Genomic DNA, 25,042 nt, shown 5'->3' on the forward strand with positions numbered 1-25,042 from the left:
CCCTCTTTCCTGTGGGAGTTACAGGATTCGAACCTGTGACTCTCCCGACCTGTCAGTCGGGATGCTCTGAACCTTTGAAGATTAAGCTCCGAATCCGAATAGTGTTTTTCCATTTCTTTAGCTGACGCTCTCTTTCAGAGGCTTTCTCTTTCGTGGAATACTCTTCAGTATATACAAGTTTCCAATCATTCACATACCCGGTGTATCCCTGATGGTTGGTATTATGTTTTTTAATCCTATCTTGAAGATTCGATGTATAGCCGATATAATATTTATCTTTTATTTTACTGTGAAGGATATAGAAGTAATAATTCATAGGGTCATTTTTCTGTTAATTTATTTTTCGTTAAAGTGTGACCCTGTGAAATAAAAAAGCCATCACAATTGATGGCTTTTTTGGTGTGGGAGTTACAGGATTCGAACCTGTGACCCTCTGCTTGTAAGGCAGATGCTCTGAACCAACTGAGCTAAACTCCCATAACAATTTAAAATTTAAAATTGGAAATTTTAAATTTCAGGGGGGCAAAGATAGTTATTAATTTGTAATAAGCAAACCGGATGACTTATTTACTGTTAACGAAAAGCTTCCAATCCGGTAATCTCATGCCCGGTTATTAGCAGGTGAATGTCGTGTGTACCTTCATAGGTGATGACCGACTCGAGGTTCATCATATGCCGCATCATAGGGAAATCATTGGTGATGCCCATAGCGCCAAGGATCTGACGTGTTTCCCGGGCAATAGTCAGTGCCATGTGCACATTGTTGCGCTTTGCCATTGATATTTGCGCCGGCGTGACCTTCCCTTCATTTTGAAGCGTACCCAGCCTCCATGCCAGCAACTGTGCTTTTGTTATTTCGGTGAGTGCTTCGGCCAGTTTTTTCTGCTGCAGCTGCATGGCGCCGATAGGTTTCCCAAACTGAATCCTTTCCTGCGAATAGCGCACTGCTGCATCATAACAATCCATGGCAGCGCCGATGGCACCCCAGGCTATGCCATAACGTGCCGAATTGAGGCAGCGCAAAGGCCCCTGTAATCCGACGGCAAGGGGCAGTATATTGCTCTTGAGGACGATGACATTGTCGAACACCATCTCGCCTGTAACCGATGCACGGAGTGACCATTTACCATGTGTTTCAGGCGCCGTAAATCCCTTTTGTCCCTTTTCAACGATGAGTCCGCGGATGACATCCTGATCATCCTTAGCCCACACAATGCCGATGTCGGCAATGGCTGAGTTGGTGATCCACATTTTAGCGCCATTCAGGAGGTAATGGTCGCCTTTATCTTCTATCCTGGTGATCATGCTGCCCGGGTCGGAGCCGCAGTTGGGTTCGGTGAGCCCAAAGCAGCCAATGATCTCGCCGGTAGCCAGCCGCGGCAGGTATTTCATCTTCTGTTCCTCAGAGCCATAGGCATATATCGGGAACATGACCAGGGATGTCTGCACCGATGCCATCGACCGTATGCCTGAGTCGCCACGTTCCAGTTCCTGCATGATCAGGCCATAGGAGATATAATCCAGCCCTGCGCCGCCATATTCCTGCGGAATAAAAGGACCAAAAGCACCCAACTCTCCCAATTCCTTCACCAGGTGGATTGGAAACTGGGCTTTCTCGCAATACTCCTCAATGACCGGAAGCACCGCCCTGTTAACCCAATCCCTGGCAGCGCTGCGGACAATTTTTTGTTCATCTGTTAAAAGATCATCGACCATATAATGATCAGGTGCTGTAAATTGTGCGATCGTTGGCATAATAGGTTCAAATTGGAAATTGTGATTTTAATTTATCATAAATTTGAAAGAAAAAATTTATCCCCATTAAAGATAGTTATATACAAAAACACTATTATGAAAAAATCAAAATATATCTTTTATTTCTTTCTGTCATTAGTGATTGGAGGGTGTTTATCAACAGAAAAATAACTGGCAAATAACTGCGAATAGCACATCAAAATATTATTTAGCCGTTGTAGTTGATTAGAATATTAGAGTTTATTTATTTTTCATTTGTTTTTTTTGATAAAACAGATTATATTGCGACGATATATATTTGTTCAATAAATATGGGTTTCTGCTGTTTGAAGGATTAATTATAAATAGATGTCATCTCTCCAAGAGATGCCATCCGTGAAAAGATATGACATCCATGATAAAAACCCCTTTTATGCTCCATGTTACACTGTTATTAATTCTTTTCCCTTTTTTTGTTGGATGGTGGCATCCAACAGAAAAACCTTCAGAATACGAATTTAAGGATCCTGCTTTACCTCTTGACGTCAGGATCAACGACCTGATATCCAGGCTTACGCTGGAGCAGAAAGCGTCGATGATGCTTTACAACAGTCCAGCTATCGACAACCTGGGCATTCCGGCCTACAACTGGTGGAATGAATGTCTGCATGGTGTAGCCAGGGCTGGCAAAGCCACGGTGTTCCCTCAGGCTATAGGGTTGGCCGCCACGTTCGATGACAGTCTCATTTACCGCGTGGCAGCGGTGATTTCGAGCGAAGCCCGCGCCAAGTTTAATGTGGCAGCAGCGAAAAACAACCGTGCCCAATATGCGGGGCTGAGCTTCTGGGCGCCCAACATCAATATTTTCCGCGATCCACGCTGGGGAAGGGGACAGGAGACCTATGGTGAAGACCCATTTTTGACATCCCGCCTGGGTGTGGCCTTTGTCAGGGGATTGCAGGGTGAGGATCCCAAGTATCTGAAAGCGGCCGCCTGCGCCAAACATTTTGCCGTCCACAGCGGTCCTGAGAATATACGTCATAAGTTCAATGCACTCCCTGAGGAAAGAGATTTCAGAGAGACCTACCTGCTGGCATTTAAGTCACTCGTGGATGCCAAAGTCGAAGCAGTCATGTGCGCCTATAACAGGCTTTATGACCTGCCCTGCTGTGGTAGCCCTTATCTTCTTTATGATATCCTGCGTAAGGAGTGGAGTTTTAAAGGCCATATCGTCTCCGATTGCTGGGCTCCCGATGACTTCTTTAAAACACATAAAGTAGTCAAAACCGAGGTGGAAGCTGCTGCCATGGCTGCCAATGCCGGTGTCAACCTCAATTGCGGGTATACTTATAAAGTTCTGCCGGATGCTGTGAAACAGGGATTGGTCACTGAAAACACCATTGATTCAATACTCAGGCCATTGCTGAGAACCCGTTTCAGGCTCGGTCTCTTCGATCCGGACTCATTGAATCCTTATTCGGCGATTGATCCTGCTATTGTCGATTGCGATAAACACCGGCAGCTGGCCTATGAAGCTGCCGCCAAATCCATCGTCCTGCTCAAAAACAACGGCATCCTGCCCCTGCGCGGCGATACGCTGAAAAAGATATATGTCACCGGTCCCACAGCCACCGACGTGTTTGCACTCGTCGGTAACTATAACGGATGGTCGGGTAACATGGTGACATTCCTCGAAGGCATCACGCAACGGGTGGATGCAGGGACGATCGTCGACTATTTGCAGGGATGCCGGCTGTATGCAAAAAAAGACCACTACTATGGTTTCTGGGAAGCCCGGATGGCTGATGTGACCATTGCCTTCATGGGCCTCACCCGAATGCTGGAAGGTGAGGAGGGTGAAGCCATCATGACCAGAACAGGTGGCGACAGGCCCGACATTGCACTGCCTGAAAACCAGGTGGAGTTCATTCGTCAGATGAGAGACAAGATAAAAGACAAACCCCTGATCGTCGTTCTCACCGGTGGCAGTGCAGTCGCCATTCCCGAGATACTTCAGCTCGCCGATGCCGTATTGATGGCCTGGTATCCCGGCGAAGAGGGTGGCACTGCCCTCGCTGATGTCCTTTTTGGAGATGTGAATCCCTCCGGCCGCCTGCCGGTCACATTTTACCGGTCGGTAAAAGACCTTCCTCCTTTCGATGACTACCGCATGCAGGGAAGGACATACCGCTATTTCATAGGTAAACCTGAATTTGAATTTGGCTTTGGGCTGAGCTATACAACATTTGACTATAAGAATGCAAATACCGACAGGACGGAAGTGACCGGAAATGACTTCATCAATCTGAATGTCATCCTGTCAAATTCAGGTAAATATGACGGAGAGGAGGTGATACAGGTCTATGGTAAAAAGATCGATCCTGTTTTTTTCCGGCCTGTGAAAACACTCATCGGATTTCAGCGCGTAAACATCAGGAAAGGGGAAATCAAAGAGGTAGTCATTCCACTGGATATTTCAAAATTATCGTACTGGGATGTTGAAGCTCAGCAATATGCCGTTGAGCCGGGGAAATATGAGGTGCAGATAGGAGCATCCTCAGCCGACATCAGGTTAAGGACTGAGATAAATATCAGGTAAAAACGGATGCCATCTTTTATAAAAGATGGCATCCGTGCTCTAAAAGCTTTGTTCACGGATATTATCTCTGTGAGAGATGCCATCCGTACGTTTTTTATTCGGTTTTGTATTGTTGGAATGCTTTTTCCAGCCCATCACGGATGGTCTTCACTAGACCTTCCGGCTCTAGCACTTTCACCGCAGATCCCCACCCCCAGATAAAATTGATAAGTTCCGACGTCAGTGCGACATTTAATTTAATGATCACCCGTTCATCGTTCTCTTCAATGATTTCCTGCGACTCATGCAACGGCTGTGTGATGAGATACTGTGCTTCCGGTTTATTAAATGACAGCAACACCTTACTTGGAACAGGCGGTGTGGCAAAGACGCCGATGGTGTGCCTGAAAAACTCTTCCGGGCTGAATCCGCTTGCCACATAATCCTTTTCCATGTTTTTTTCAATCGACATGATCCTGTCAAATCCATAAATCCTGATATCCTTAAATTCATCATGCAATCCTACAAGGTACCACCGGTTCCTGTATTCCTTCAGCAAATAGGGATGTATGACATGCGTATGTGAATGGTCAGAATAGAACGACTGATACCGGATGTTGACCACCTGTTGCGCCTTGATCATGGTGATCAGTTCTTCGAGGTACTCGCTGCCTTTCACAAAAGGCACCTTCTCCAGGTCAATGAAGTCAAGCGGCTCTTTATCCTTCTCTATGCGACGAATATTTACAATGTCGATGACCTTCTGCACATTGCCCGAATATTTGCTGAACAGCTCAACATTCTTGAACTGGTTGAGGATGGCTGCGGCAAATTTCAGTGATTCCATCTCATCACTGTTGATGGGCAAAGCATCGATGGAATAGCCCGGATCTTCATAATAATAGGCCCTTTTGATCCTGTCGTAACGGATGGGTGCATTATAGCCTAGGTGCCGGTCGTAGCGCATGGCATTGATATCGCCTGCAATAGTCCTGCTGCCAAGCGGATGGATGTCAAGCGCATTCTCACACGCAGCGATGAGCTGCTCTTTTGTGACATAGGAATAATCGAGGAGACATCGGTTGATGACCCTGTACCTGATAAGTGCTTCCTTGTTCTTAGGCATGATAAATTTTTTTTGCTTTTTCTGAAACCTGCACCATAATGCAGATTCACTGCATTGCCGGCGTGTAATATTGCATCAGATTAAAAAAATGAATATGTATACTAACAGTAAAATTAAGGACGACAATTTAACAAAAAATCTCGACAATGTGTATTTGAGAGCTGAAAATTCACAGCTCAACCTGTCATCATTTAAAGATGTGAAAGATGATCTTGAAAAGTTGACCGGTCTCCTTCATTGCAGTGAAACCCAAGCTATTTTATTTTCGATCATCTTTGGAAAAAGCTTTCATAACAATTGGGTGACCATCGATGATATTGCAGAGTTCCTGAATTGCAGCCCGATAAAAGCTGCTGCATGTTTCAATGATTTGCTTCAGCTTCAGAAATTACGGCTCATCCGCAGGGAAAGAGACAGCCGGATGGAAGGCCTGAGTTCCCTCCGGTTTTACATCACACAGGATGTGTTTGAAGCGATGTTCAGAAACGATGGCCTTAAAACCCCTGACATGAGTAATCTTGACGTTGTTGCGTTACTTGCCCGAATACGTGAAATCATCGAGGAAAGAAGCAATAATACGTTGACTTCAATTGAAATGGAGGAGGATATCGAACACATGCTTGACGCCAACAAAGAAAACAACCTCGTCAGGCAGCTGGATAATTATAAACTCCCGCCTGAAGATAAATTCCTCCTCCTTTATATGTGTTATGAAGCCCTCAGAGGATACCCGGAAGTCGATCTGGGTTCAGCCAGCAACGAACTTTTCAGCAGCACCAGAGTGAAATTTGAGATGCACAAAGCCCTGGTCAGAGGAACAAGCCTGCTGATAAAATACGACCTCGTAAAACTCGAAGACGGATTGTTCCGCAACGACAGAAGCGTGTTACTGACTAAAAAAGCCATGGATTTATTATTTGATGAAGAACTGGATATTGTAAAAAAGAAAGTGCAGAAGGACCTAATCTCTCCTGATGCCATTGAAGAGAAGCGGCTCTTCTTTGCTCCGGCTTTGCAGCGTGACCTGGATGACCTGACGCGTATTCTGATGAGAGAACAGTTTTGTGAAGTACAGATGCGTCTTGAAGGATATCACATGCATAAAGGTGTTGCCATCCTTTTTCACGGAGATCCCGGTACCGGCAAGACTGAATCGGTGTACCAGATCGCAAAGAAAACCGGCCGGCCGCTGATGATGGTCGACATCAGCCAAACCAAAAGCCTGTGGTATGGTGAGTCGGAAAAGCGTGTGAAAGGTATCTTCGACCAGTATGCTTCACTGGTCAACGACAGTGAAGTGACGCCTGTACTTGTCTTCAACGAAGCTGATGCCGTCCTGTCGCACCGCACTGAAAACAAGACCTCAGCCGTGGACCAGACAGAAAATGCCATACAGAACATCATCCTGAATGAACTCGATAACCTCAACGGCATACTGATTGCCACCACCAATCTTGCCGGTAACCTCGATAAAGCCTTTGAACGCCGGTTCCTGTATAAAATCCGGTTTGAGCGGCCTTCGTGTGAAGCCATGTCCGCTATATGGAAAGATAAAGTTCCCGATCTGATAGATGAAGAATCTCTATTTCTTGCCGGCAACTTTCCTCTCACCGGAGGACAGATCGACAACGTAGCCCGGAAATACCTGCTGCGCCAGATACTCAACGGCTCAGCGCCTGATATTGAAGAGCTTGCAAAGTTCTGCCGCGAAGAGACTCTTGAGTTCACCCGAAAGATCGGATTCTGATATTAACTAATGCCATGAAATACAATATCATTTTACCACAATTGGCACAATAGGTCACAATAGGATTAGCAATAGGACTACTGTGCCCTAATGTGTCTATTGTGGTTTTATAGAAAAGGGTCTTCGCAGAGAAGCGTACTTTTAAGATATCGAGGGTGAATAACTCCGTCCTTCAGGGCGGAGTCAAAAAAGACAACACCAAACCGGGCTTTAGCCCAAAACCTTTTGTGATGAACCAGGTTTCTGTTATGCTAATTGCAAAGTAAAAGGAGATTATATGAGATTACGTGATTTTTTTAAAAAATCAACTATCAGAAAAATCAAATATCTGAGCCCGGATGGTAAACCCGATATCCCGGATATGGTATATGTTGCCAAAGGAATATGGTTAGCACAAGCACGTAAGAATGAAGAAAAATTTACTAATCATATACAAGAAAATACAAAAGTATATTCCTTATCCGGTGATCTGTTAGAAGAAGGAATAAGTCCGGAACAACGTGAGCTATCAAAATATAGAGGCGGGATTATTGTTTTTTCTACCGATGTGAATTGTGTTCAATTAACAACAAACATAATCACAACCTGGTTTAAGCAGAATTGTGCAACATTTGTCAATCGTTTAATGAAAAATAAAAACATTACGCAATTAATGATAAAAAATAAAATACTGAATCAAAAATCGGATTTGGGTTTTAGTGTTGGTCAATTTTTTAAAGGTCATTTTGTAGATCTTAAAACCGGAAAAAAATATAATGAAAAATCAATGAGCATTGAACTTATAGGAATGCCAACTGATGTGCTTCCATTAATAGCTACTGCTATTTGTAAGCATTTTGAACAACAAACTGCACTGGTTAAGGATTTCAATACCGGTAAATTTTATCTGGTGGACGATAAATGAGAATGATGATATAAATACTAGTTTTTACTCAATCGATATGCCTCATACTAAAAGAAGACTGCTTTTAAAATATTTTTATTAAAATTTGGTTGATGTTGCCCAAATAGGTAACTTTGTTCCGTAACTGAAAAATTTATGCGGACGACTTATGTTTACGGAAATGATTTTTGGGACTTTTATTACTCTCTAAAGCCAGAAGTTCAAAACAAAATTGATTGGGTAATTGGACTTGTCAGGACATTAAGAATGGTCCCCGAGAAATTTTTCAAGTGCCTTGAAGGGACCGACGGACTTTTTGAAATAAAAATCAAATTAGGCAGCGACATATATCGGATTTTCTGCTTTTTCGACAAAGGAAATTTGATAATCCTGCTTAATGGTTTTGAAAAAAAAACTGACAAAACCCCAAAAAATGAAATTGAAAAAGCAGAACGTTTAAAACAAAAATATTATGAAGCAAAATCAAGGAAATAATCTTGTTTCCTGGGACGACCATTTGGATAAAAAATACGGTAAAGTAGGCACACCGACAAGGGATAAATACGAAGAAGAATTTGAAAATTTTAAAATAGGTGTACTTATTCAAAAAGCCCGGAAACAACAAAACCTGACACAGGAAGAACTTGCTGTAAAATGTGGGACAACAAAAAACTACATTTCAAGGATAGAGAATAATGCCAGCGACATTCGACTTTCGACACTTATGAGAATAATTCGCGAAGGTCTTGGTGGACAACTAAAATTAAGCCTTGAACTTTAGGAACAAATAGCACAAGGCATAACGACCCGGCAGCCAGGCGAAGATTAATTTTGATGTGCAAATCCGTCCTTAAAACAGGTGGTACATTTTCCGTCGGAATGCGGTATAATTTGTCCGGAATAATCAACACTTTGCACTGGTGATATAAATACAAGTGTTTACGCCTTCAAGCGCCACGCAGCCTGACCAGAAGTTGGGCGGGAGCCTGATATATTGCTAATATTCACACTACAAAGGAGGATACCATGAACAAAACCGTGCTCACTATGATTCTCAGCGGGTTGGTGCTTGTTTTATCAATTCCAGCATGCACACAACAATCCCCTGAAGAGGCAATCCGAAACCGCGTCAAGCAGTACGAAGCGGCCTATAATGCCGGCGACGCCGATGCCGTTGCTGCCATTTACGCGATTGATGGAACACATACCTACGCCCTTGGTTTTACACACCGCGGTCGGACCGAGATCGCCAACGGTCTCAAAGAGCAGTTTGCTGGACCCATGAAAGGGACAAGCATATCTATCACGCCACTTCACATCCGCGCGATTTCGTCTCAAGTCGCTGTAGAGGAAGCGTCTTTTACTTTCTCTGGTCTAAAAGATGCGAACGGCACGACACTGCCTGCATTCAACGGCCTCTGTCTGGGCGTCTATCAGAAAGACGGTGACCAATGGTTCGCCGTGGCCGTTCAATGCATGATTCCACCACCCCCGCCACAATCTGAATGACGAAACGACAGGTTCTGTGAAGGAGCATTAGAACATGCTTTTGAGGTCAGAATAATTGAAAGGGTTTTGATCGCATTAAGGGATAAAGTCAGGAAGGGAGACATTTCTTGAGTGCCTTCTGAATAATTTTGATATATGAATTTTTTTATATTTGGGAAAGCTCTGAAAATCAGAGAAGAAAATTTGAACCTGATGCTTACTGTAATCTATGCTACATAAAAATAAATTTAAAATAAAAAAAATGAAATTTAAAGAAGAAATTGGAGAAACCAATATTAATAACGGCCTTATGCATGCAAATTTAGCATATTTACATGGAAAGGAGCGAGCCAGAGCTAAATGCGAAAAAGAACGAGCTGCCAGTGCTAGACGCGAAAAAAGACGGGTAGCCAGAAGTGAAAAACTCATCCGAATAAGTAAATATTTAAAGACATTTTTTTGCTTGGGAAAAAAGTGCTAAACAATGAAATTATTATTATTGAAAGCGAAAAGAATACTATCTTGATTAATTTAACCTATAACAACAATAATTAATTCCCATCTGTCATGGAAGAAAAAACCATTATACCCTGCCCAAAGTGCGGCACGGAAATTAACGTGAGTGAAGCCCTTTATCACCACCTCACCGATAAGATTAAAAAAGAGTACGACAAAAAATCTGTATTACAAGAAAAAGAATGGCAGGATAAACTCGCTGACTTTGAGGTCGAAAAGACGAAGATGAGTGAAACCATCCGCCAGGAGGTTCAGGCTAAACTCCGGAATGAAAAATCCATCATGGAAAAAGAAATCCGCAGCCATATTATGGATGAAGCTTCCGAACAGCTTAAATCACTCCGTGAAGAGCTTGATATTAAATCCGGTCAGGTAAAAGAACTCAATAAGACCAAAGCTGATCTGGAAAGGCTAAAAAGGGAGAAAGAAGAACTACGGGAACAGATTGCAATGGAAAAAGAACAGGAGTTCACCAGCAAATTAAAGGATGAAAAGCTGAAAATCCAACGACAGGTTGAAGAAGTCAATCTGCTTAAAATACGGGAAAAGGAAAAGCTTATCGAAGATCTGAAGGATCAGCTCAATGAGGCAAAACGAAGAGCCGATCAGGGCTCTATGCAGCTTCAGGGCGAGATACAGGAACTCGAGCTTGAAGCAAGGCTTAAATCGCTTTATCCTTATGATGAGATCAACGAGATCAAGAAAGGACAAAAGGGTGCTGATATTATACAAACTGTGCGGACAAAACAGGGAGAAGTGTGCGGCAAGCTCTATTATGAGAGTAAGCGTACCAAAACATTCGATTACAACTGGCTGCAAAAGCTCCGAGACGATAACCTGGAAAAGAAAGCCGATGTGCTCATCCTGGTCACCGAAAAATTGCCTGAAGAAATTGATAAATATGTTTTAAAAGATGGTGTCTGGATATGTTCTTTCGTTGAAATAAGCGGTTTGTCTTTTGTGCTGAGGTACGGACTGATACAGGTACATGCCGTAACAACCACACAGCAGGGTATGGAGACGAAAATGGAGTGGCTGTACAATTACCTGACAGGTAAGGAGTTCAAAGGGCAGTTTGAAGCCATCATCGAAGGTTTTGTGACGCTTCGGGATGGTTACAACGACGAAAAGCTTAAGATGATGAAGATATGGAAGGAGCGCGAGAAGCAATTGACGAAGATCCTTGTGAATGCGGTAAATTTTTATGGATCGCTGAAAGGCATTGCCGGCGCATCGATACCCGATATAAAAATGCTGGAAAGCAGTGAAGCAAAATTGTTGGATGAGATAAAGTAATGAACATTGGGATGCCCCATACGAATTACTACCCATGGACTAGGGTTAATATTGGGTATTATTTTGCTGACAGACAAGCCTTTTTAGTAATTTTAAGTCTTTAATTGAAGTAAAATTTTGATGCTATGACATTTCAAAAAGATAAACCATTTAATGAGTTACCATTTTTCCGAGAATTAATTGAAATTTTATGCTCTCAACCTTACTGCAAGATAGGTACACTGGTTGACAAGGGAATTGCTTCCGTCAATACTGCAAGTAAATATCTGAACCGGCTGGCTGAAATGGGTATTTTAATACCGGTCAGGGAAGGCACAGAAACATTATTTTTAAATAAGCAATTGTATGAGATATTGGCAAGAGCATAACATTATGCACAATTATTTAAACTTTTTGTGCAAGGCGATGAAGTAGTGCACAAATGCTGTGCATTCAAACCCACTTATGCACAAATATCGTATTTTTTTGTGCAAATACTGTCCCTTGTGCACAGTGACAGTGCATAGCAGATTTCATTTTTGATATATGGATTTTTTATAGTTGGATGAGATTAAAAAGCTAAAAAGAATATCATGAAAGACTTTCCTGAATTTGAGATTTTTCAAGATTATAATGGGGATCAGATAAAATTTCAATATGCCTTTATAGATGTTGGTAATTGTTACTCACTGAAAGCAATCGAAGACTCAAAAAATGATCCGGTCAGAATTTTTAGTGCCTATGACAATGTTAATCCAGTTAACACTTTAATAAAAATCAGAAAGACAATTAAAGAAGAATTAAATAAACGGTATTTTACTGAAAGTGAAGATAATCACAGGTATGAACCCCGGGGCAAGCCCCGGCCCCTTTTTCCGCCCCAAGGGGCGGGGTATTATACCTTCCGATTTTGTCGGGATTATTCGGCCTGTCGGCCTCATGAGATCGCTTCGCTAAGTTGTTCGACTTACAATTATTGATGCGCCTTCGGCTTTCAAAAATTGAGTCTCACAAATAAATTCGATGAAATGAATTTTGATTATTTCCGGGGTAATATCAGTGAAGGGTCAAATTCTCAAATTTGTTTAGTAGTTGATGGCAAAGAAATGAGCTTGAATGATTTTGGGAGACTGCTTGCACCCTATGATGAATTTAGAATTGAAATCAAAATAACCGAGGAATAAACGTCGGCGCCATCACCCGACAAGTTGGCAGCCAGGCAAAGATTAATTTTGATGTGATCATCCCTCCTTAAAACAGGTGATACACTTTCCATCGGAATACGGTACAATTTGTCCGGAATAATCATTTTTTTCACTGGTGATTTCGATGCAGGAATTTACGCAAGCGTTCGGGGAAATAAATTTATCAAAAAATCTTATTTCTGTTAACATATTTGTTAACTTTGCGTCATGAAGCGAAAGATTCTGTTTTTTAGAGAGTATTTCCTTGATTTCTATATAAGTTTAGATGTAAATGATCAGGAAAAGATTGAGTATGTGCTTAACATGGTTAAGAACAAACACCAAAAAAGGAAATCCAACATGCTTTGAAACTTATGAATGAATATTTTATAGAAAATCAAAATAATGGAGGTTAATATGAAAACAATTCGGGATGCAAAAACATTCGATGAATTATTAGATATAAAATATGGAAAGCTCGGAACACCCAAAAGAGATGAGTTTGAAAACAGATCAATAGCATTCATGATTGGTGAATTATTAAAAGAAGCCAGAATCAACGCCAAACTCACTCAGGAAGAACTTGCAAGTAAAACAGGGACAAAGAAAAGTTATATTTCAAGGGTTGAAAATGGGAAGATTGATATTCAATTATCTACTCTTTATCGAATCTTTGAAGATGGATTAGGACGACAGATAAATCTGTCATTAGTATAAGATTAATATACTTGCCCCAACAAGCCTGCAGCCAGGCAATACCCAGCTTATAGTTTTGAAAGGTGGTCGATGCCAAAAAATGAATCATGGTTAGCGAAGCAAACTTTGAGCAACATTTAAAATCTATCCCTGAATCGGATTGGGAAAAGATGTTTAACTTAATTTCTGTCATTCAGGCGACAGAGAAATTCGGAACTCCAGTGGAAGCTAAACAAATTAATGATGGTTATTGGCAGATGCCATATTCGATACCCTCAAAAGTAGTAAGTAACTTTTTTGACATTGTTCATGAGATAAGAATTGTTGTGCCATTTAATTGGATTGAATGGGCCGAAGGAAGAGAAGCCATGAGGGCGAATTTTAATTATGATGATGTCAGTGTATCTTTTTTGTGCAAGTTGATAACTGCAATCGTTCGAAATGACAGGTTTTGTGAAGGAGTATTAGAACATGCTTTTGAGGACAGAATAATCGAAAGGATCTTAATCGCGTTAAGAGATAAAGTCAGGAAGGGAGATTTTTCTTGAGTGCCTTCTGAATAATTTTTATATATGAATTTTTTGTATATTTGGGATGAAATACAGAAATTCTCTCGTAAAAAAATTAAATAGGTGTACATAGAGATAAACCAAATTAAATGATATAAGAAATGGTTTAAAAATTAACAACAATGAAACGCTACTACATTTACTCAATTAATCCAGATGATGAAGTCGTCGAGGATATTATTAAAAATAATGGAATTGTTAACTGGGAAATTCCTTTTACAGGTGATAAAGGAAAAATAGGAGACATTATTTATATTTATGTTACAGGACGGAATAAACATAAATTCAATTATCTATCCTATGATAAACGAATAGCTTATGTTGCAGAAATTATCGGAATTACAGATAATTCTTCTGCTCTGCAAAAAAGACTATTTAAGGTAAAAATAGAAGAAATTAAATTTAGTAATTCAGAGAAATTATTCTTGACATCTTTAAGAGAAAAGTACAACAAATTTCATCCACCTCAGAGTCATCCTATTGATCTTCAGGAAGAAAGGTATTATGATTTTAAAATTTATATTCAAAATGTATGTTCTGCCAAAGATTACTTAAAAGAGGAAATGATTTTAAATGATTTTTTTAAGTACAACTATTTCTATATTACAAAACCCAATCTCGATAGTAATTTAAGGAGCTGGAGTAAGCTTCATGGAGTCATAACCTCAAAAATTCTTAAAACTTACATAAAGAGAGAGTTGGATAAAGATGGAAAATTTGACGTGTCCGAGGAAAATTCTTTCATCGCCGGATACCCAACAGAATTCGACTTACTAATTATTCTAAAAGGGAGTCAACCCTTAAAATACTCAAACATTTACAAACCTGAGGATGTCAATACAATTATTGAAATAAAAACCGCTGGGGTTATTGGTAAAACGGATGATATTAATGCTTATTTTAAGAGTTTGAAATTAGAATTTGAGCGTATTTGGAAAAAGCATAAATTGATAAAATTTGTTTATATTACTATTCAAGAAAGAGCATCAACAAAAAGAGCAACATCAATCAATTATTTCAAACTAACAGAGGATCAATTTCATCCCTATAAGGCTTTTTGTCTTTATGATAACTATAATAGAAAAATAAGAGCAAATGAATGGGGAAAATTTATAAATGAAATTCTACAATAAAAATCATTTACTCTTATTTTTTGAAGCAATTATTACTTTAAAGTAATTCTATTTCGTACTAATAATCTTAACAGTTGAAAAGAGTACTTTAAATGCTTTATCGAACTTCTGTTGTGCATATTCGAGATTTTGGATCGAATGCTTAAATTCTGATAATGCATGAGATTCGAATTTGGAGATTGCCTTGCATGAGGGGCACTTTAATTCTAAATGGTTATAAAGATCATGATATGTAGTCTTTATAAATTTCATGCAATTTGGGCACTGAATTTCCTGTTTTTCATATTCAAGAGCGTAATTCATAGTTATAATTATTAGGTTGAAAAATAATAATTTTGATCAATTTATTCAAAGTTATTCAAATAATCTATTAAAATAATCGATTTTATTTTTTCGCTATGAATAATGTATATATTAATTGAAAAGTATACCACCTTCCCGTTGAAAAGTATACCACTTATCGGAGTTAAACCAGTTGCTTTGCAAGATCAAAAGCAACACAAAAACGATGATAAGCATGGAAACCAAACAAGAGATTATCAGGCGGTATTTTCGCGAGTATGACAGCATACGGAAGATATCGCGCGATCTACAGATCAGTCGCATCACAGTAAAGAAACAGCTTTTAGAATATGTGATAGCAAAGCAGACATCCGCCACTGGTGTTGATCAGAAGGCAATGCAAGATTATTTGAGTAGCCCACCACAGTATGATATCCGGAACCGGAGCCGGCGTAAGCTAACCTCAGAGATTGAGAAGCTGATCATTGAGCAGTTGGAAGAGAACCGGCGCAAGCGGCAGGAAGGATTGCGCAAGCAGGTTAAACGCAAGGTCGATATCTGGGAGTTTATCCTGAGCCAGGGGCAACAGATCGGCTACACCACCGTATGCAATTATATCCGTGAAAAGGAGTTACGGCAGTGTGAGGCATACATTAAACAAACTTATCTTGCAGGGGAGGAGTGCGAGTTTGACTGGGCGGAAGTCAAGCTGGTCATCAGTGGTGTCCGCAAGCGGTTATACCTGGCAGTGTTCACCTCGGCATACAGCAATTACCGTTACTGCCGGTTGTACCATCGGCAGGACACCCTGGCCTTTATGGAAGCCCATAATGATTTTTTTGCACACACCGGCGGGGTTTATCAGGAGATGGTTTACGACAATATGCGAGTGACAGTAAGGGAGTTTGTAGGGCGAAGTGAGAAAGCTCCTACAGAGGCCCTGATAAACCTTTCAGGCTGGTTTCAGTACCGTTGGCGTTTTTGCAACGTGCGAAGGGGCAATGAGAAGGGGCACGTTGAGCGAAGCGTTGAATACGTTCGCCGTAAAGCCTTCAGCCATAATGATATATTTGATTCACTGGAACTGGCCCAAACCCACCTTCAACAAACCTGTGATCATCTCAATGCGTTGTGTGGTTCCACGGGTAAGACCCCGATGGAAGGGTTCCTCCAGGAGCGTGCTTCGCTGTGGAAATATCCCGGGGCGATGGATTGCTTTTTGACGCATGATCTGAAAGTGGATAAATATGCCACAATTTGCTTTGGAACCAACCGCTATTCTGTACCGGATCATTTGGTCGGGCGGATGGTGCAGGTGAAGGTTTACGCTAACGAGCTGAAGGTCTATTACGGTCATCAGCTTGTCTATCGCCACGATCGCAATTACGGTCAGCATCAGTGGATCATCTGTTTAGATCATTATCTGTTGACCCTTTCACGCAAGCCGGGAGCATTACATGGGTCTGTCGCTCTTCGACAGGCTCCCCTGCCTGTACGAACGGTATACAGCAATTGGTTTCCTCATCAACCCCGGGATTTTATCTATCTGATGCAATTTTGCCAGGAACACCAGGTAGATCATCAGCGGCTTCTGGATACGGCCATGTATGTAAACGGGATTTGTGCCGGCGATGTCACAGGGGAGAAGATCATGGCCCTGCTGGGCAACCAACCTGAAGCCTTTCACTCCCACAAGAGTGACCAGGTACGGGATGAGATAGAGAAGTTTGCCAACCGGCAGTTGGAAGAGATCACTGGTTTGATTACCGCAAACGTGGAGGCAGTAATATGAACGCCAGGGAGATAAACCAACAGATTGAACAGCTCAGCCGACAGCTGAGACTGCCAGCTATCCGCAGGGAATTTGAGTCGGTGGCCATTGAGGCCACGCGGGAAAAGTTTTCCTATGAACATTACCTGCTGCGGCTGATGGAGAGTGAATATGCCACCCGAATGGAGAACCGCCGGAAAGCGCAGCTTCGTCAGGCAGGTTTTGTCCAATACAAATATCTGCATGATATTCAATGGGAAGACCTCCCGGAAGACGCAGCCTCAAAGTTGCCCATCCTGGAACGGCTGGACTTCATCAAGGCGGGTCAGAACATTATCTTCTCAGGTAATCCCGGTACCGGTAAAACACATCTTGCCACAGGCCTGGGTATTTTGGCCTGTCAGCAGGGATATAAAGTGTTGTTTACCACCGTTCCGCGTCTTCTGACCCAGATACGCGAAAGCCGTTCGCAAAAGCTGCTCCGAACGCTTGAAAATCGTTTTGAGAAGTTCGACCTGGTCATCTGCGACGAGTTTGGGTATATCTCCTTTGACAAAGAAGGCGCAGAACTGTTGTTCAGCCATTTATCGCTGCGATGTGGGCGCAAATCGACCATCATCACTACCAACCTGTCGTTCGACCGCTGGAAGGAAATTTTTGGCGATCCTGTTCTTACGGCAGCCATGGTCGACCGCCTTACACACCGGGCGTATATGGTGAACATGAACGGAAAGTCTTTCAGAGTAAAAGAAACTAAACAAATGATGGAAAAATGAACAGCGCATTCTTTTACATTCGTCCACCTTAACCGGTCAAAAAATGGCTCACCCGGCTTTCAAAAAAATGGGACTGTCACAAAAGTATGGTCATTCCCATACCCCGAGTTACTGACAAATTAACAGATATGAACAAAGAAAAAAAGAAGCAAAAAAAGAAAGGTGTTGATCCGAGAATAACTCTTCGAGTTATTTCCCATCTCAACACCATTAATCAACTGTTCTTTTATTTATTATTTTTGTTAAGTGGTGTACTTTGTTAACTGAAATACTGGTATACTTTTCAATTGAAATATACATTCAGGTTCTCCATATCCATTTTACAATAATGAGTACAAGATTCTTGAAACGGATTCAAATGGATGGGATAAGATATCCATGGAGTTCTTTATACCATCTGAATTGACTGATCAGGAATTGGTGATTTATGTGTATAATCCTGATACAGACCCAGTATATTTTGATGAATTGGAAATTATCAGGTATAAGAGTGTTTTAAATGGATTTAACTCTAATAGAGGAAATTTTAAAGCAACTAATATTGTATATGAAAAATAGGCGGGATAACAGGTATATCAAAGATTTCAGCTCGGATCCATACGGTTGTATTCCGATACGTATAATCTCTGAAAATAACTACTTTTCATATACTTAACGTTAGCAAACACTTTAAAAACAGACACAGTATGAGAACAATGTCAATTTTGATTTTGTATGTCTTCTGCCGGGGCAGCCTATGTATCAGGCAAAGTTTTTAGCTTTCAGTTTCTCAACAAGTTTGCCTTCACAGGAGAAAGAACCTAGCCGCCTTCCATCTTTTCCATTACAAACGGGATGCTTCATGATTCGCCTGTAAGCCTTGGGATTAAGGATTATGAGAAAGTCGACTCGGTGGTTACATTCAAGGGTTCAACATTCAAGTCCCCGCAAAATGCACAGTTCACCCTAAACCACATTCATTGGCTGGACAGCCTTAACACTATTTATATCTCCACCAGCAACATCTTGCGACTCATCACCTGATTATCCGTACGCAAAATACAAAAGTAGATCCCGCTTTTCACCCGGCTGCCGCTTTCATCTGTTCCATCCCAGATGACCGTCTTTGTCCCGGCCGACTGGTGGCCTTTTGCCAGGGTGCGTATCATCCTTCCCTGTATATCATAAATGATCAGGGATATAAAAGAACCTTCAGCCAGGTTATATTCAATTAATGTCTGTGAAAAAAATGGGTTGGGATAATTTCCGATGAGCTTCGGAGAATTCCCGAGCAGATCGGAAAAGCCTGTGGTCATATCTTCCACTGCGAAAATCTGCACATCGTCGATGTTCCAGCCGCAGTATCTCCAGCTTACGTTTGTAGTACCCATGGTCCAACGGAGATATACTGTTTCCTGGTTCGAAGCTACCGATGAGATGTCCAGGTCGACATCATCCCAGGCGCCGGCCGTCATCTCAACCTCATTGGCCCAGACCGTCGTCCAGTTGGTTCCGTCCGTACTGGCGCGTACATATGCGTGATCGTGATCGGGACTCTCGACGCCCAGCCATCGTTTGAACTTTAGATGGACCCCGTACAGGTTGGAGCAGTCGATCGCCGTGGAGGTGAGGTGCTTTTCGGAAAGGCCGTTGGGATAATCACCTGCCAGGTTATACCCATAAACATTATTGCCAGTATATCCGTTGGTCGGATCTGGTGATCCATGGCTGCCTCCCAGACCCTGCGGCTGGCCAAACGCCCAATCCTCTTCCGTCGTCCAACCGGGATCGTCGTCAAACAACCATTCATACTTCAGCACACCATCCCCAACGATCAAGACCACCTCCCTATCGGTATCCCCGATGTGGTCAGAAGCATTGATGAAATGGACCTCGGCCGGGTAAGCACCAGCGATGAGGTCATTGGCATTTTCATTAATTTCAATGGTGATGTCAACTGTTTCATCGGGATCAAGAGTCCCTTGCAGCATGCCGTCCAAGGTTATCCATTCTGCAGCAGTATCCTTGGTAACTTCATAATCTATAGCTGTCAGGCTCTTATTCTCAAGTGAATACACCTTACTGACAGGCCCAAAAGGCCCTCCGACGGCACCCTGAGGTTGAAACCCTTCCCTGGGAGTGACTTTCATTCCGGCCATAACCGCCAACACCTTCATGCAAAAATTCCCGGAATGCTGAAATCCGGACGGGTCATCGTAGTTGTAAAAATCAAGCCATTCACCATCAGTCTGGTAATAACTCTCGTCCTCTGCTGCAGCAGATTCCACGATGGTCCTGTAACTGGCTCCAAGCAAAACCGGCACGTTGGATGTCCTGTCATAGGCATAACCTCCGTCCGATAATTCCAGGTACACATAAAAATCTTCGCCCTCGCTAATGGTTAAGATTTCATCCAGGTCGAGAGTATGGAAACCCCGGAATTCCAAAGTCCCACTCTTGGTCGATAACTCATTCAGTAACTGAGTACCGTCAAAATCAGCATAAATGATGACCGTATAATCGACATCATCCATTGCCGTAAAGAAGCTTACGGCATTCAGCAACTGATCGCCTGCTCCGATAAACTTGTTGAATACGGCCGAACACCCGGTCAATGTATCACGGAATCCATGATAATCGTGATAGTAGATCTTATCATACTGCAGTGGCACCACATTTCGGAAGGTGATCGCCCCCATGGCGGGATTGTGACCGCAATGCTTATCGTAATAAGAAATCCAGAAATAGCCATTGAATCCCCAATTGGTACCCCAACTATTTTTACAGAGCCATGCGCCGGGCAGTGGGGCCTGTGTCACCAAGGTGTCATTCCACCCAATGATAGCCACTGCATGATTCGGATCCAGTGTAGAAGTGGGTGGCTGATAATGGATATAGTTGGTCATAAAGGAACCGTTGGAGCACATGCAAGTCCCCATCACACCGTTATCCATGATGCTTTGCTTGACCATGTCGATGTTTTCCAGGTTGTCCCCCACGGTAAACCATTCTATATCCCTGGGATAATAATAATGATAGCTGTCCAGATGCCTGGCCGGCAGTGTTTCGTACGACTGGCCATCAATATCCCTCACCGCTCCTTCTCCCCTGGATAAATAGGCTGAAGTTACGTAATAATCGCCACCTTCATGTACAATAAGTCCGCTACCTGAAGGGGGATCGATATCGTCATTGTTATTTTGGTTAAAGCCATTCCACCAATCAAGATGATACTCCGCCAGGTTTGGTTCCCCGGTTTCACCGGCTGAGGCCCAGACGCCGGTCATCAGGAGATTCCCTTCGATAGCGGCCATAGCGCCATGGGTCCAGCATGTTCCCCCCTGCTGGTTTTTCACTGAGGTGACATAGTTTTCGCCATTGACATCACGCAAGTCAAAAGATTCCGGTGGGTTTTGAGAAAAAATAGAAACACATCCGAGGATTGCTCCAAGTAGTAGTAGATTTTTTTTCATGAGGTATATTTTGGGTGAGATTGAACTCAGCTTCGAAGTTATTAAAAAACCTGATACAATTCTGCGCGTCTGCTTCTCCATAATTTACAAATATGTGACTCGTCCTAAAAAAAGTTTGCAGGTTAGACAATTAATCCTCTGCGTCCTTTGCGCTTTCCCTGCCCGCTGACGTAATCAGACGGGCAGGTCTGCGACCTCTGCGGTTAAAACAAAAAGCCCACTGCAATATGGATTTCTAATAGAGATAATTTACATTTGTTTGGTTTAAGAAGAGTTGTTTATACGGGCACTCATCATCATCGAATTTCAAGATAGTATTCCAGGAAAGGTTGATAGCCCCGCTTCCTCAATCGTTCAAGGGTGATGGTCAACATTTTTATGCGTTCGTCGAAACTCGCCGGAACTATCGCTCAGTATATCAAGAATAACCCCTGATTATTCTTTCTTACCTTAACAAGTCTGACTAAAAAGTTACCTTACAGATTTAAATTCGCTAAATTTGTTTAAATTTACAGAACGCACTGAAAAGTGAAATATAAATACAACCGTATATACATACATTTTCGGCAACCAATTTTGTAACGGTGCTTACACAACCTTCTGAATATCTTTGAAACTCACTAACGATTAAAAAAATATGCCACACATTATAATTATATCATCAAGTGTAAGAACAGGAAGGAATAGCCACAGGATTGCTTTGTATTTCAAAAACTATTTGGAAGCAAACAAGCTTGCAACTGCTGAAATTCTTGATTTGAATGAATACAATTTTCCATTGTTTGATGAACGGTTACGCTTTCAAAAATCTCCTTCGGCTAAAATGCTTGATTTTGCAGGAAAGATAAAAACTGCTGATGGTGTTTTGATTGTTACACCTGAATACAACGGAGGTTACCCGGCAAGTTTGAAAAATGTAATTGATTTATTGTATGATGAATGGCATCGCAAACCCGTTGCAATTTCAACTGTGTCGGATGGAAGTTTCGGTGGCTCACAAGTAATCACATCATTGCAGTTTTTATTTTGGAAAATGCATGCATGGACAGTTCCTGCCATGTTTCCCGTTCCAAAAGTGCGCGATTCATTTGATAAACATGGAAATCCCACAGACAAAACCGCAACTGATAAAAGAGCAACAAATTTTATCAATGAATTACTCTGGTGTATTGAAGCAAAAAATAAAATGACAAACTAATTTTAAATGTAAAATCAATCATCATGGCAAATACAATTCTTCACAAAGCAGAAACCCGCGGCGATGCAAACCACGGCTGGCTTCACAGCAAACACACATTCAGTTTTGCTAACTATCATAATCCTGAAAGGATGCACTTTGGTGCGATGCGGGTTTTGAATGATGACCAGGTTGCAGCAGGTATGGGCTTTGGCACTCACCCTCACGACAACATGGAAATCATTTCAATTCCGCTGGAAGGTGACCTGGAACACAAAGACAACATGGGCAATATAGCCGTAATTAAAAATGGTGATGTGCAGGTAATGAGTGCAGGCACCGGAATTACCCACAGCGAATACAACAGAAATAAAGATAAGCCGGTGAAGTTTCTTCAGATATGGATTTTTCCAAATAAGAAAAATGTGAAACCCCGCTACGACCAGGTTACACTCAACTTAAATGACCGCCACAATAAGTTGCAGCAAATTGTTTCACCAAAAGCTGATGATGCAGGAGTTTGGATTCATCAGGATGCATGGTTTCACGTCGGAAGATTTGATAAGGATTTTTCAATTGATTACACCATTAAGAAAAACGGCAATGGAGTTTATGCATTCATCATAAAAGGCGATGTAACCATTGAAGAAATCAATTTGAATGAAAGAGATGGTTTGGGAATTTGGGACACGTATAAAATTTCCATAAAAGCAAACTCACAGGATGTTGAAGTGTTGCTCATGGAAGTGCCAATGTATGAATAACTCAAAACCATACAATACAAATTTGATAAACCTTTTCATGCAATTATCGACAATGAAAAATGCCAATGCACTGTTGAGTGGCGAAAGCTTGGCTGCCTATAATCGAGTAAGTGGCCCCGACCATGAATAGCCGGGGTGCACCTCTCCCACCATCCGCCCGAGGCGGAGTCACGAATACGGCGATTTCCCGATGAGCGAAGCGAAATCGGGACAGGCACTCATCATCAACGAATTTCAAAATAGTAATTAAGGAAAGAAAGATAGCCACGCTTCTTCAAACGCTCATTTATCCGAGGCGTCGCGACTGTGAGGCTTTGCTGAGCTGTGCCGGCTTACCCTGCCAAACTTGACTCCTATTCAATTCATTTTCTTCAGTTCAGATTTTTGCTGTGTGGCTTACTTCAGACCTCCGGTCATCAGGAACGCCCTTGCCGTGTTGAGCGCAGCGAAAATCCGCCTTTCGGGACTAATACTTTCCGTTACAGGTGTATTTGGGACTTCTACCCATCAGACTTGTCAAAGAACGTTTCATTCATTATATTTGCCATTCGGGGCACACACGATCACACAAATGCCAGCCCGGATTTATTCTGATTATTAAGCATGAAGTATATAGAAAAATATGGAAAATAAACTATGTGAAAAGAACAAGATAAAGGGGTTATCCTACGCATTTACAGATAAAGGCATTGAGTTGCCTGTACTTGATATAACCCATCCTCTTTTTACTGAAAGCATCAATGAAGACAAGCTAAAAAAAATGCTGACCGAGATTGAGAAGAAAGGAGAAAAAAGAGCCGAAAGTTTTCAAAAAATGCCTGCTTTCTTTAAAAATTATCTTGCAAAACGATCTTATATTATGGCAGGTCTATTGTTAAACGACACCGACGACGCTTTTCTCAGCGGAATGAGTACGCTGATGATGAAGCTGGGTCCGGGACTTATCGGAAAGGGAAGAAAAAGATTTTTTGACCGGCTGGCATCGAAGAGTTTCGGTGCGATAGTGTTAAGGATGCGGGTGAGGGATATATGCCACTGCCAGGCCGAAGCATTGATACCCCTGCTTATTAAGTCGCCGGGAAAATCCATTTGTTTTATTAATATTGCAGGCGGCACGGCAAGCGACAGCATCAACACACTCATTTTGATACAGAAGAAAGATCCTTCCTTATTGCAAAACAGAAAAATCGAGATCAATGTGCTCGATGTGGATACTTTTGGCCCCGGTTTTGCCGGCCGGTGCGTCGAGTCACTCAAAGCTTCCGGAGCCCGTTTCAATGATCTGGATGTTTCTTTCAGGTATATTCCTTATAATTGGAATAGTACCGCAAGACTAACGGAACTGCTGGCGGAACGGAAAGAATGGATAGAAATATGTGCCTCGGAAGGCGGTCTTTTTGAATACGCATCAGATGAAGAGATTATTCAAAATCTGAACACAATATACGACAACTCGCAGGATCACATAATAATTGCCGGTTCCCTCTTACGGGATATTGAAACCGTAGATCCGGGAATCCGTGCTGCCATGAAAATAACACATATTAAAGCAAGGTTACTAGGTATAGACGGATTGAACCATAACCTTGAAAAAACCAGGTGGAGGATTGACAGTCTGTCGGAAGGCAATCCGCGATATGTGATTTTTTCTTTAAAGAAGATCGTGAAATAAATTTATTCTAACAAAAACCAATAACTTGGCAGACAACGGACAATAATAAAATGAGAACAATAACAAAAGAGTATTATTAAATTTAACCTGAATAATTCATAAATCCAAAATTCGGATAAAAAGCTATACTATTTCCAGGACGAATACAAAAAATTAGGCAAGCTGGGATAATTTGTAAGATATTGATGCAGTTTTTGTTTTGACAAAATTCATTGTTCA

Annotated in this window: 21 protein-coding genes and 1 tRNA gene; 17 read left to right on the top strand and 5 right to left on the bottom strand. The window is 41.8% G+C overall.

Annotated features, from left to right (window positions below):
- Positions 1 to 52: 52 nt before the first annotated feature.
- The 3 genes from NT175_01750 to NT175_01760 all read right to left on the bottom strand — a co-directional run bounded on the left by NT175_01750 (position 53) and on the right by NT175_01760 (position 1,755).
- Positions 53 to 316 carry a GIY-YIG nuclease family protein gene (locus tag NT175_01750; protein MCX6233437.1) on the bottom strand — a complete coding sequence of 88 codons (264 nt, stop codon included), beginning with the start codon at positions 314 to 316 and terminating at the stop codon, positions 53 to 55.
- An 86-nt stretch (positions 317 to 402) separates the two neighbouring features.
- Positions 403 to 477, bottom strand: a tRNA-Val gene (locus NT175_01755).
- Between the two features lie 96 nt (positions 478 to 573).
- Positions 574 to 1,755, bottom strand: a complete 1,182-nt coding sequence (locus NT175_01760) for an acyl-CoA dehydrogenase family protein (GenBank protein ID MCX6233438.1) — start codon at positions 1,753 to 1,755, stop codon at positions 574 to 576.
- A 412-nt stretch (positions 1,756 to 2,167) separates the two neighbouring features.
- On the opposite strand from NT175_01760, the gene NT175_01765 reads away from it, so the two are divergent.
- A complete protein-coding gene (locus tag NT175_01765; GenBank protein MCX6233439.1) occupies positions 2,168 to 4,333 on the top strand; it encodes a glycoside hydrolase family 3 C-terminal domain-containing protein in 2,166 nt (721 codons plus the stop codon).
- 94 nt (positions 4,334 to 4,427) lie between these two features.
- Here NT175_01765 and NT175_01770 read toward each other — a convergent pair whose 3' ends face one another.
- Positions 4,428 to 5,438, bottom strand: a complete 1,011-nt coding sequence (locus tag NT175_01770; GenBank protein MCX6233440.1) for a WYL domain-containing protein — start codon at positions 5,436 to 5,438, stop codon at positions 4,428 to 4,430.
- A 94-nt stretch (positions 5,439 to 5,532) separates the two neighbouring features.
- Here NT175_01770 and NT175_01775 point away from each other — a divergent pair, with 94 nt between their 5' ends.
- The 13 genes from NT175_01775 to istB all read left to right on the top strand — a co-directional run bounded on the left by NT175_01775 (position 5,533) and on the right by istB (position 17,758).
- Positions 5,533 to 7,185 carry an ATP-binding protein gene (locus NT175_01775; GenBank protein MCX6233441.1) on the top strand — a complete coding sequence of 551 codons (1,653 nt, stop codon included), beginning with the start codon at positions 5,533 to 5,535 and terminating at the stop codon, positions 7,183 to 7,185.
- Positions 7,186 to 7,462: 277 nt separating this feature from the next.
- Positions 7,463 to 8,089: a hypothetical protein gene (locus NT175_01780; protein ID MCX6233442.1), complete on the top strand. Its 627-nt coding sequence runs from the start codon at positions 7,463 to 7,465 to the stop codon at positions 8,087 to 8,089.
- Positions 8,090 to 8,224: 135 nt separating this feature from the next.
- Positions 8,225 to 8,563, top strand: a complete 339-nt coding sequence (locus tag NT175_01785; protein MCX6233443.1) for a type II toxin-antitoxin system RelE/ParE family toxin — start codon at positions 8,225 to 8,227, stop codon at positions 8,561 to 8,563.
- The gene (locus NT175_01790; protein ID MCX6233444.1) at positions 8,541 to 8,849 is read left to right on the top strand and encodes a helix-turn-helix transcriptional regulator; all 309 of its coding nucleotides are present in this window, start codon (positions 8,541 to 8,543) and stop codon (positions 8,847 to 8,849) included. The genes NT175_01785 and NT175_01790 overlap by 23 nt, the downstream gene beginning before the upstream one ends.
- Before the next feature lie 245 nt (positions 8,850 to 9,094).
- Entirely contained in the window at positions 9,095 to 9,577 is a 483-nt protein-coding gene (locus NT175_01795) for an SgcJ/EcaC family oxidoreductase (protein MCX6233445.1), read from the top strand.
- Between the two features lie 241 nt (positions 9,578 to 9,818).
- Positions 9,819 to 10,037, top strand: coding sequence for a hypothetical protein (locus tag NT175_01800; protein ID MCX6233446.1), 219 nt, complete (start codon positions 9,819 to 9,821; stop codon positions 10,035 to 10,037).
- An 86-nt stretch (positions 10,038 to 10,123) separates the two neighbouring features.
- Positions 10,124 to 11,368 carry a DUF2130 domain-containing protein gene (locus NT175_01805; GenBank protein MCX6233447.1) on the top strand — a complete coding sequence of 415 codons (1,245 nt, stop codon included), beginning with the start codon at positions 10,124 to 10,126 and terminating at the stop codon, positions 11,366 to 11,368.
- A gap of 125 nt (positions 11,369 to 11,493) precedes the next feature.
- Positions 11,494 to 11,736 (top strand): hypothetical protein, encoded by a 243-nt coding sequence (locus NT175_01810; GenBank protein ID MCX6233448.1) that lies wholly within the window; start codon positions 11,494 to 11,496, stop codon positions 11,734 to 11,736.
- 1,212 nt (positions 11,737 to 12,948) lie between these two features.
- Positions 12,949 to 13,248 carry a helix-turn-helix transcriptional regulator gene (locus NT175_01815; protein MCX6233449.1) on the top strand — a complete coding sequence of 100 codons (300 nt, stop codon included), beginning with the start codon at positions 12,949 to 12,951 and terminating at the stop codon, positions 13,246 to 13,248.
- Between the two features lie 86 nt (positions 13,249 to 13,334).
- Positions 13,335 to 13,775, top strand: coding sequence for a DUF6508 domain-containing protein (locus tag NT175_01820; GenBank protein MCX6233450.1), 441 nt, complete (start codon positions 13,335 to 13,337; stop codon positions 13,773 to 13,775).
- A 143-nt stretch (positions 13,776 to 13,918) separates the two neighbouring features.
- A complete protein-coding gene (locus NT175_01825) occupies positions 13,919 to 14,929 on the top strand; it encodes a hypothetical protein (GenBank protein ID MCX6233451.1) in 1,011 nt (336 codons plus the stop codon).
- Positions 14,930 to 15,446: 517 nt separating this feature from the next.
- Positions 15,447 to 17,003, top strand: a complete 1,557-nt coding sequence (istA, locus tag NT175_01830) for an IS21 family transposase (GenBank protein ID MCX6233452.1) — start codon at positions 15,447 to 15,449, stop codon at positions 17,001 to 17,003.
- A complete protein-coding gene (gene istB / locus NT175_01835; GenBank protein MCX6233453.1) occupies positions 17,000 to 17,758 on the top strand; it encodes an IS21-like element helper ATPase IstB in 759 nt (252 codons plus the stop codon). Before istA ends, istB begins: the two co-directional genes overlap by 4 nt.
- 983 nt (positions 17,759 to 18,741) lie before the next feature.
- Here istB and NT175_01840 read toward each other — a convergent pair.
- Positions 18,742 to 21,210, bottom strand: coding sequence for a lectin like domain-containing protein (locus tag NT175_01840; GenBank protein MCX6233454.1), 2,469 nt, complete (start codon positions 21,208 to 21,210; stop codon positions 18,742 to 18,744).
- A gap of 637 nt (positions 21,211 to 21,847) precedes the next feature.
- On the opposite strand from NT175_01840, the gene NT175_01845 reads away from it, so the two are divergent.
- The 3 genes from NT175_01845 (at position 21,848) to NT175_01855 (ending at position 24,823) form a co-directional block, all read left to right on the top strand.
- Complete coding sequence (locus tag NT175_01845) at positions 21,848 to 22,408, top strand: NAD(P)H-dependent oxidoreductase (protein ID MCX6233455.1); 561 nt, start codon at positions 21,848 to 21,850, stop codon at positions 22,406 to 22,408.
- Positions 22,409 to 22,431: 23 nt separating this feature from the next.
- Complete coding sequence (locus NT175_01850; protein MCX6233456.1) at positions 22,432 to 23,151, top strand: pirin family protein; 720 nt, start codon at positions 22,432 to 22,434, stop codon at positions 23,149 to 23,151.
- Between the two features lie 622 nt (positions 23,152 to 23,773).
- Positions 23,774 to 24,823 carry a hypothetical protein gene (locus NT175_01855; GenBank protein MCX6233457.1) on the top strand — a complete coding sequence of 350 codons (1,050 nt, stop codon included), beginning with the start codon at positions 23,774 to 23,776 and terminating at the stop codon, positions 24,821 to 24,823.
- Positions 24,824 to 25,042 lie beyond the last annotated feature (219 nt).

It is taken from the genome of Bacteroidota bacterium (assembly GCA_026391695.1).
Taxonomy (GTDB): Bacteria; Bacteroidota; Bacteroidia; order Bacteroidales; family JAGONC01; genus JAPLDP01.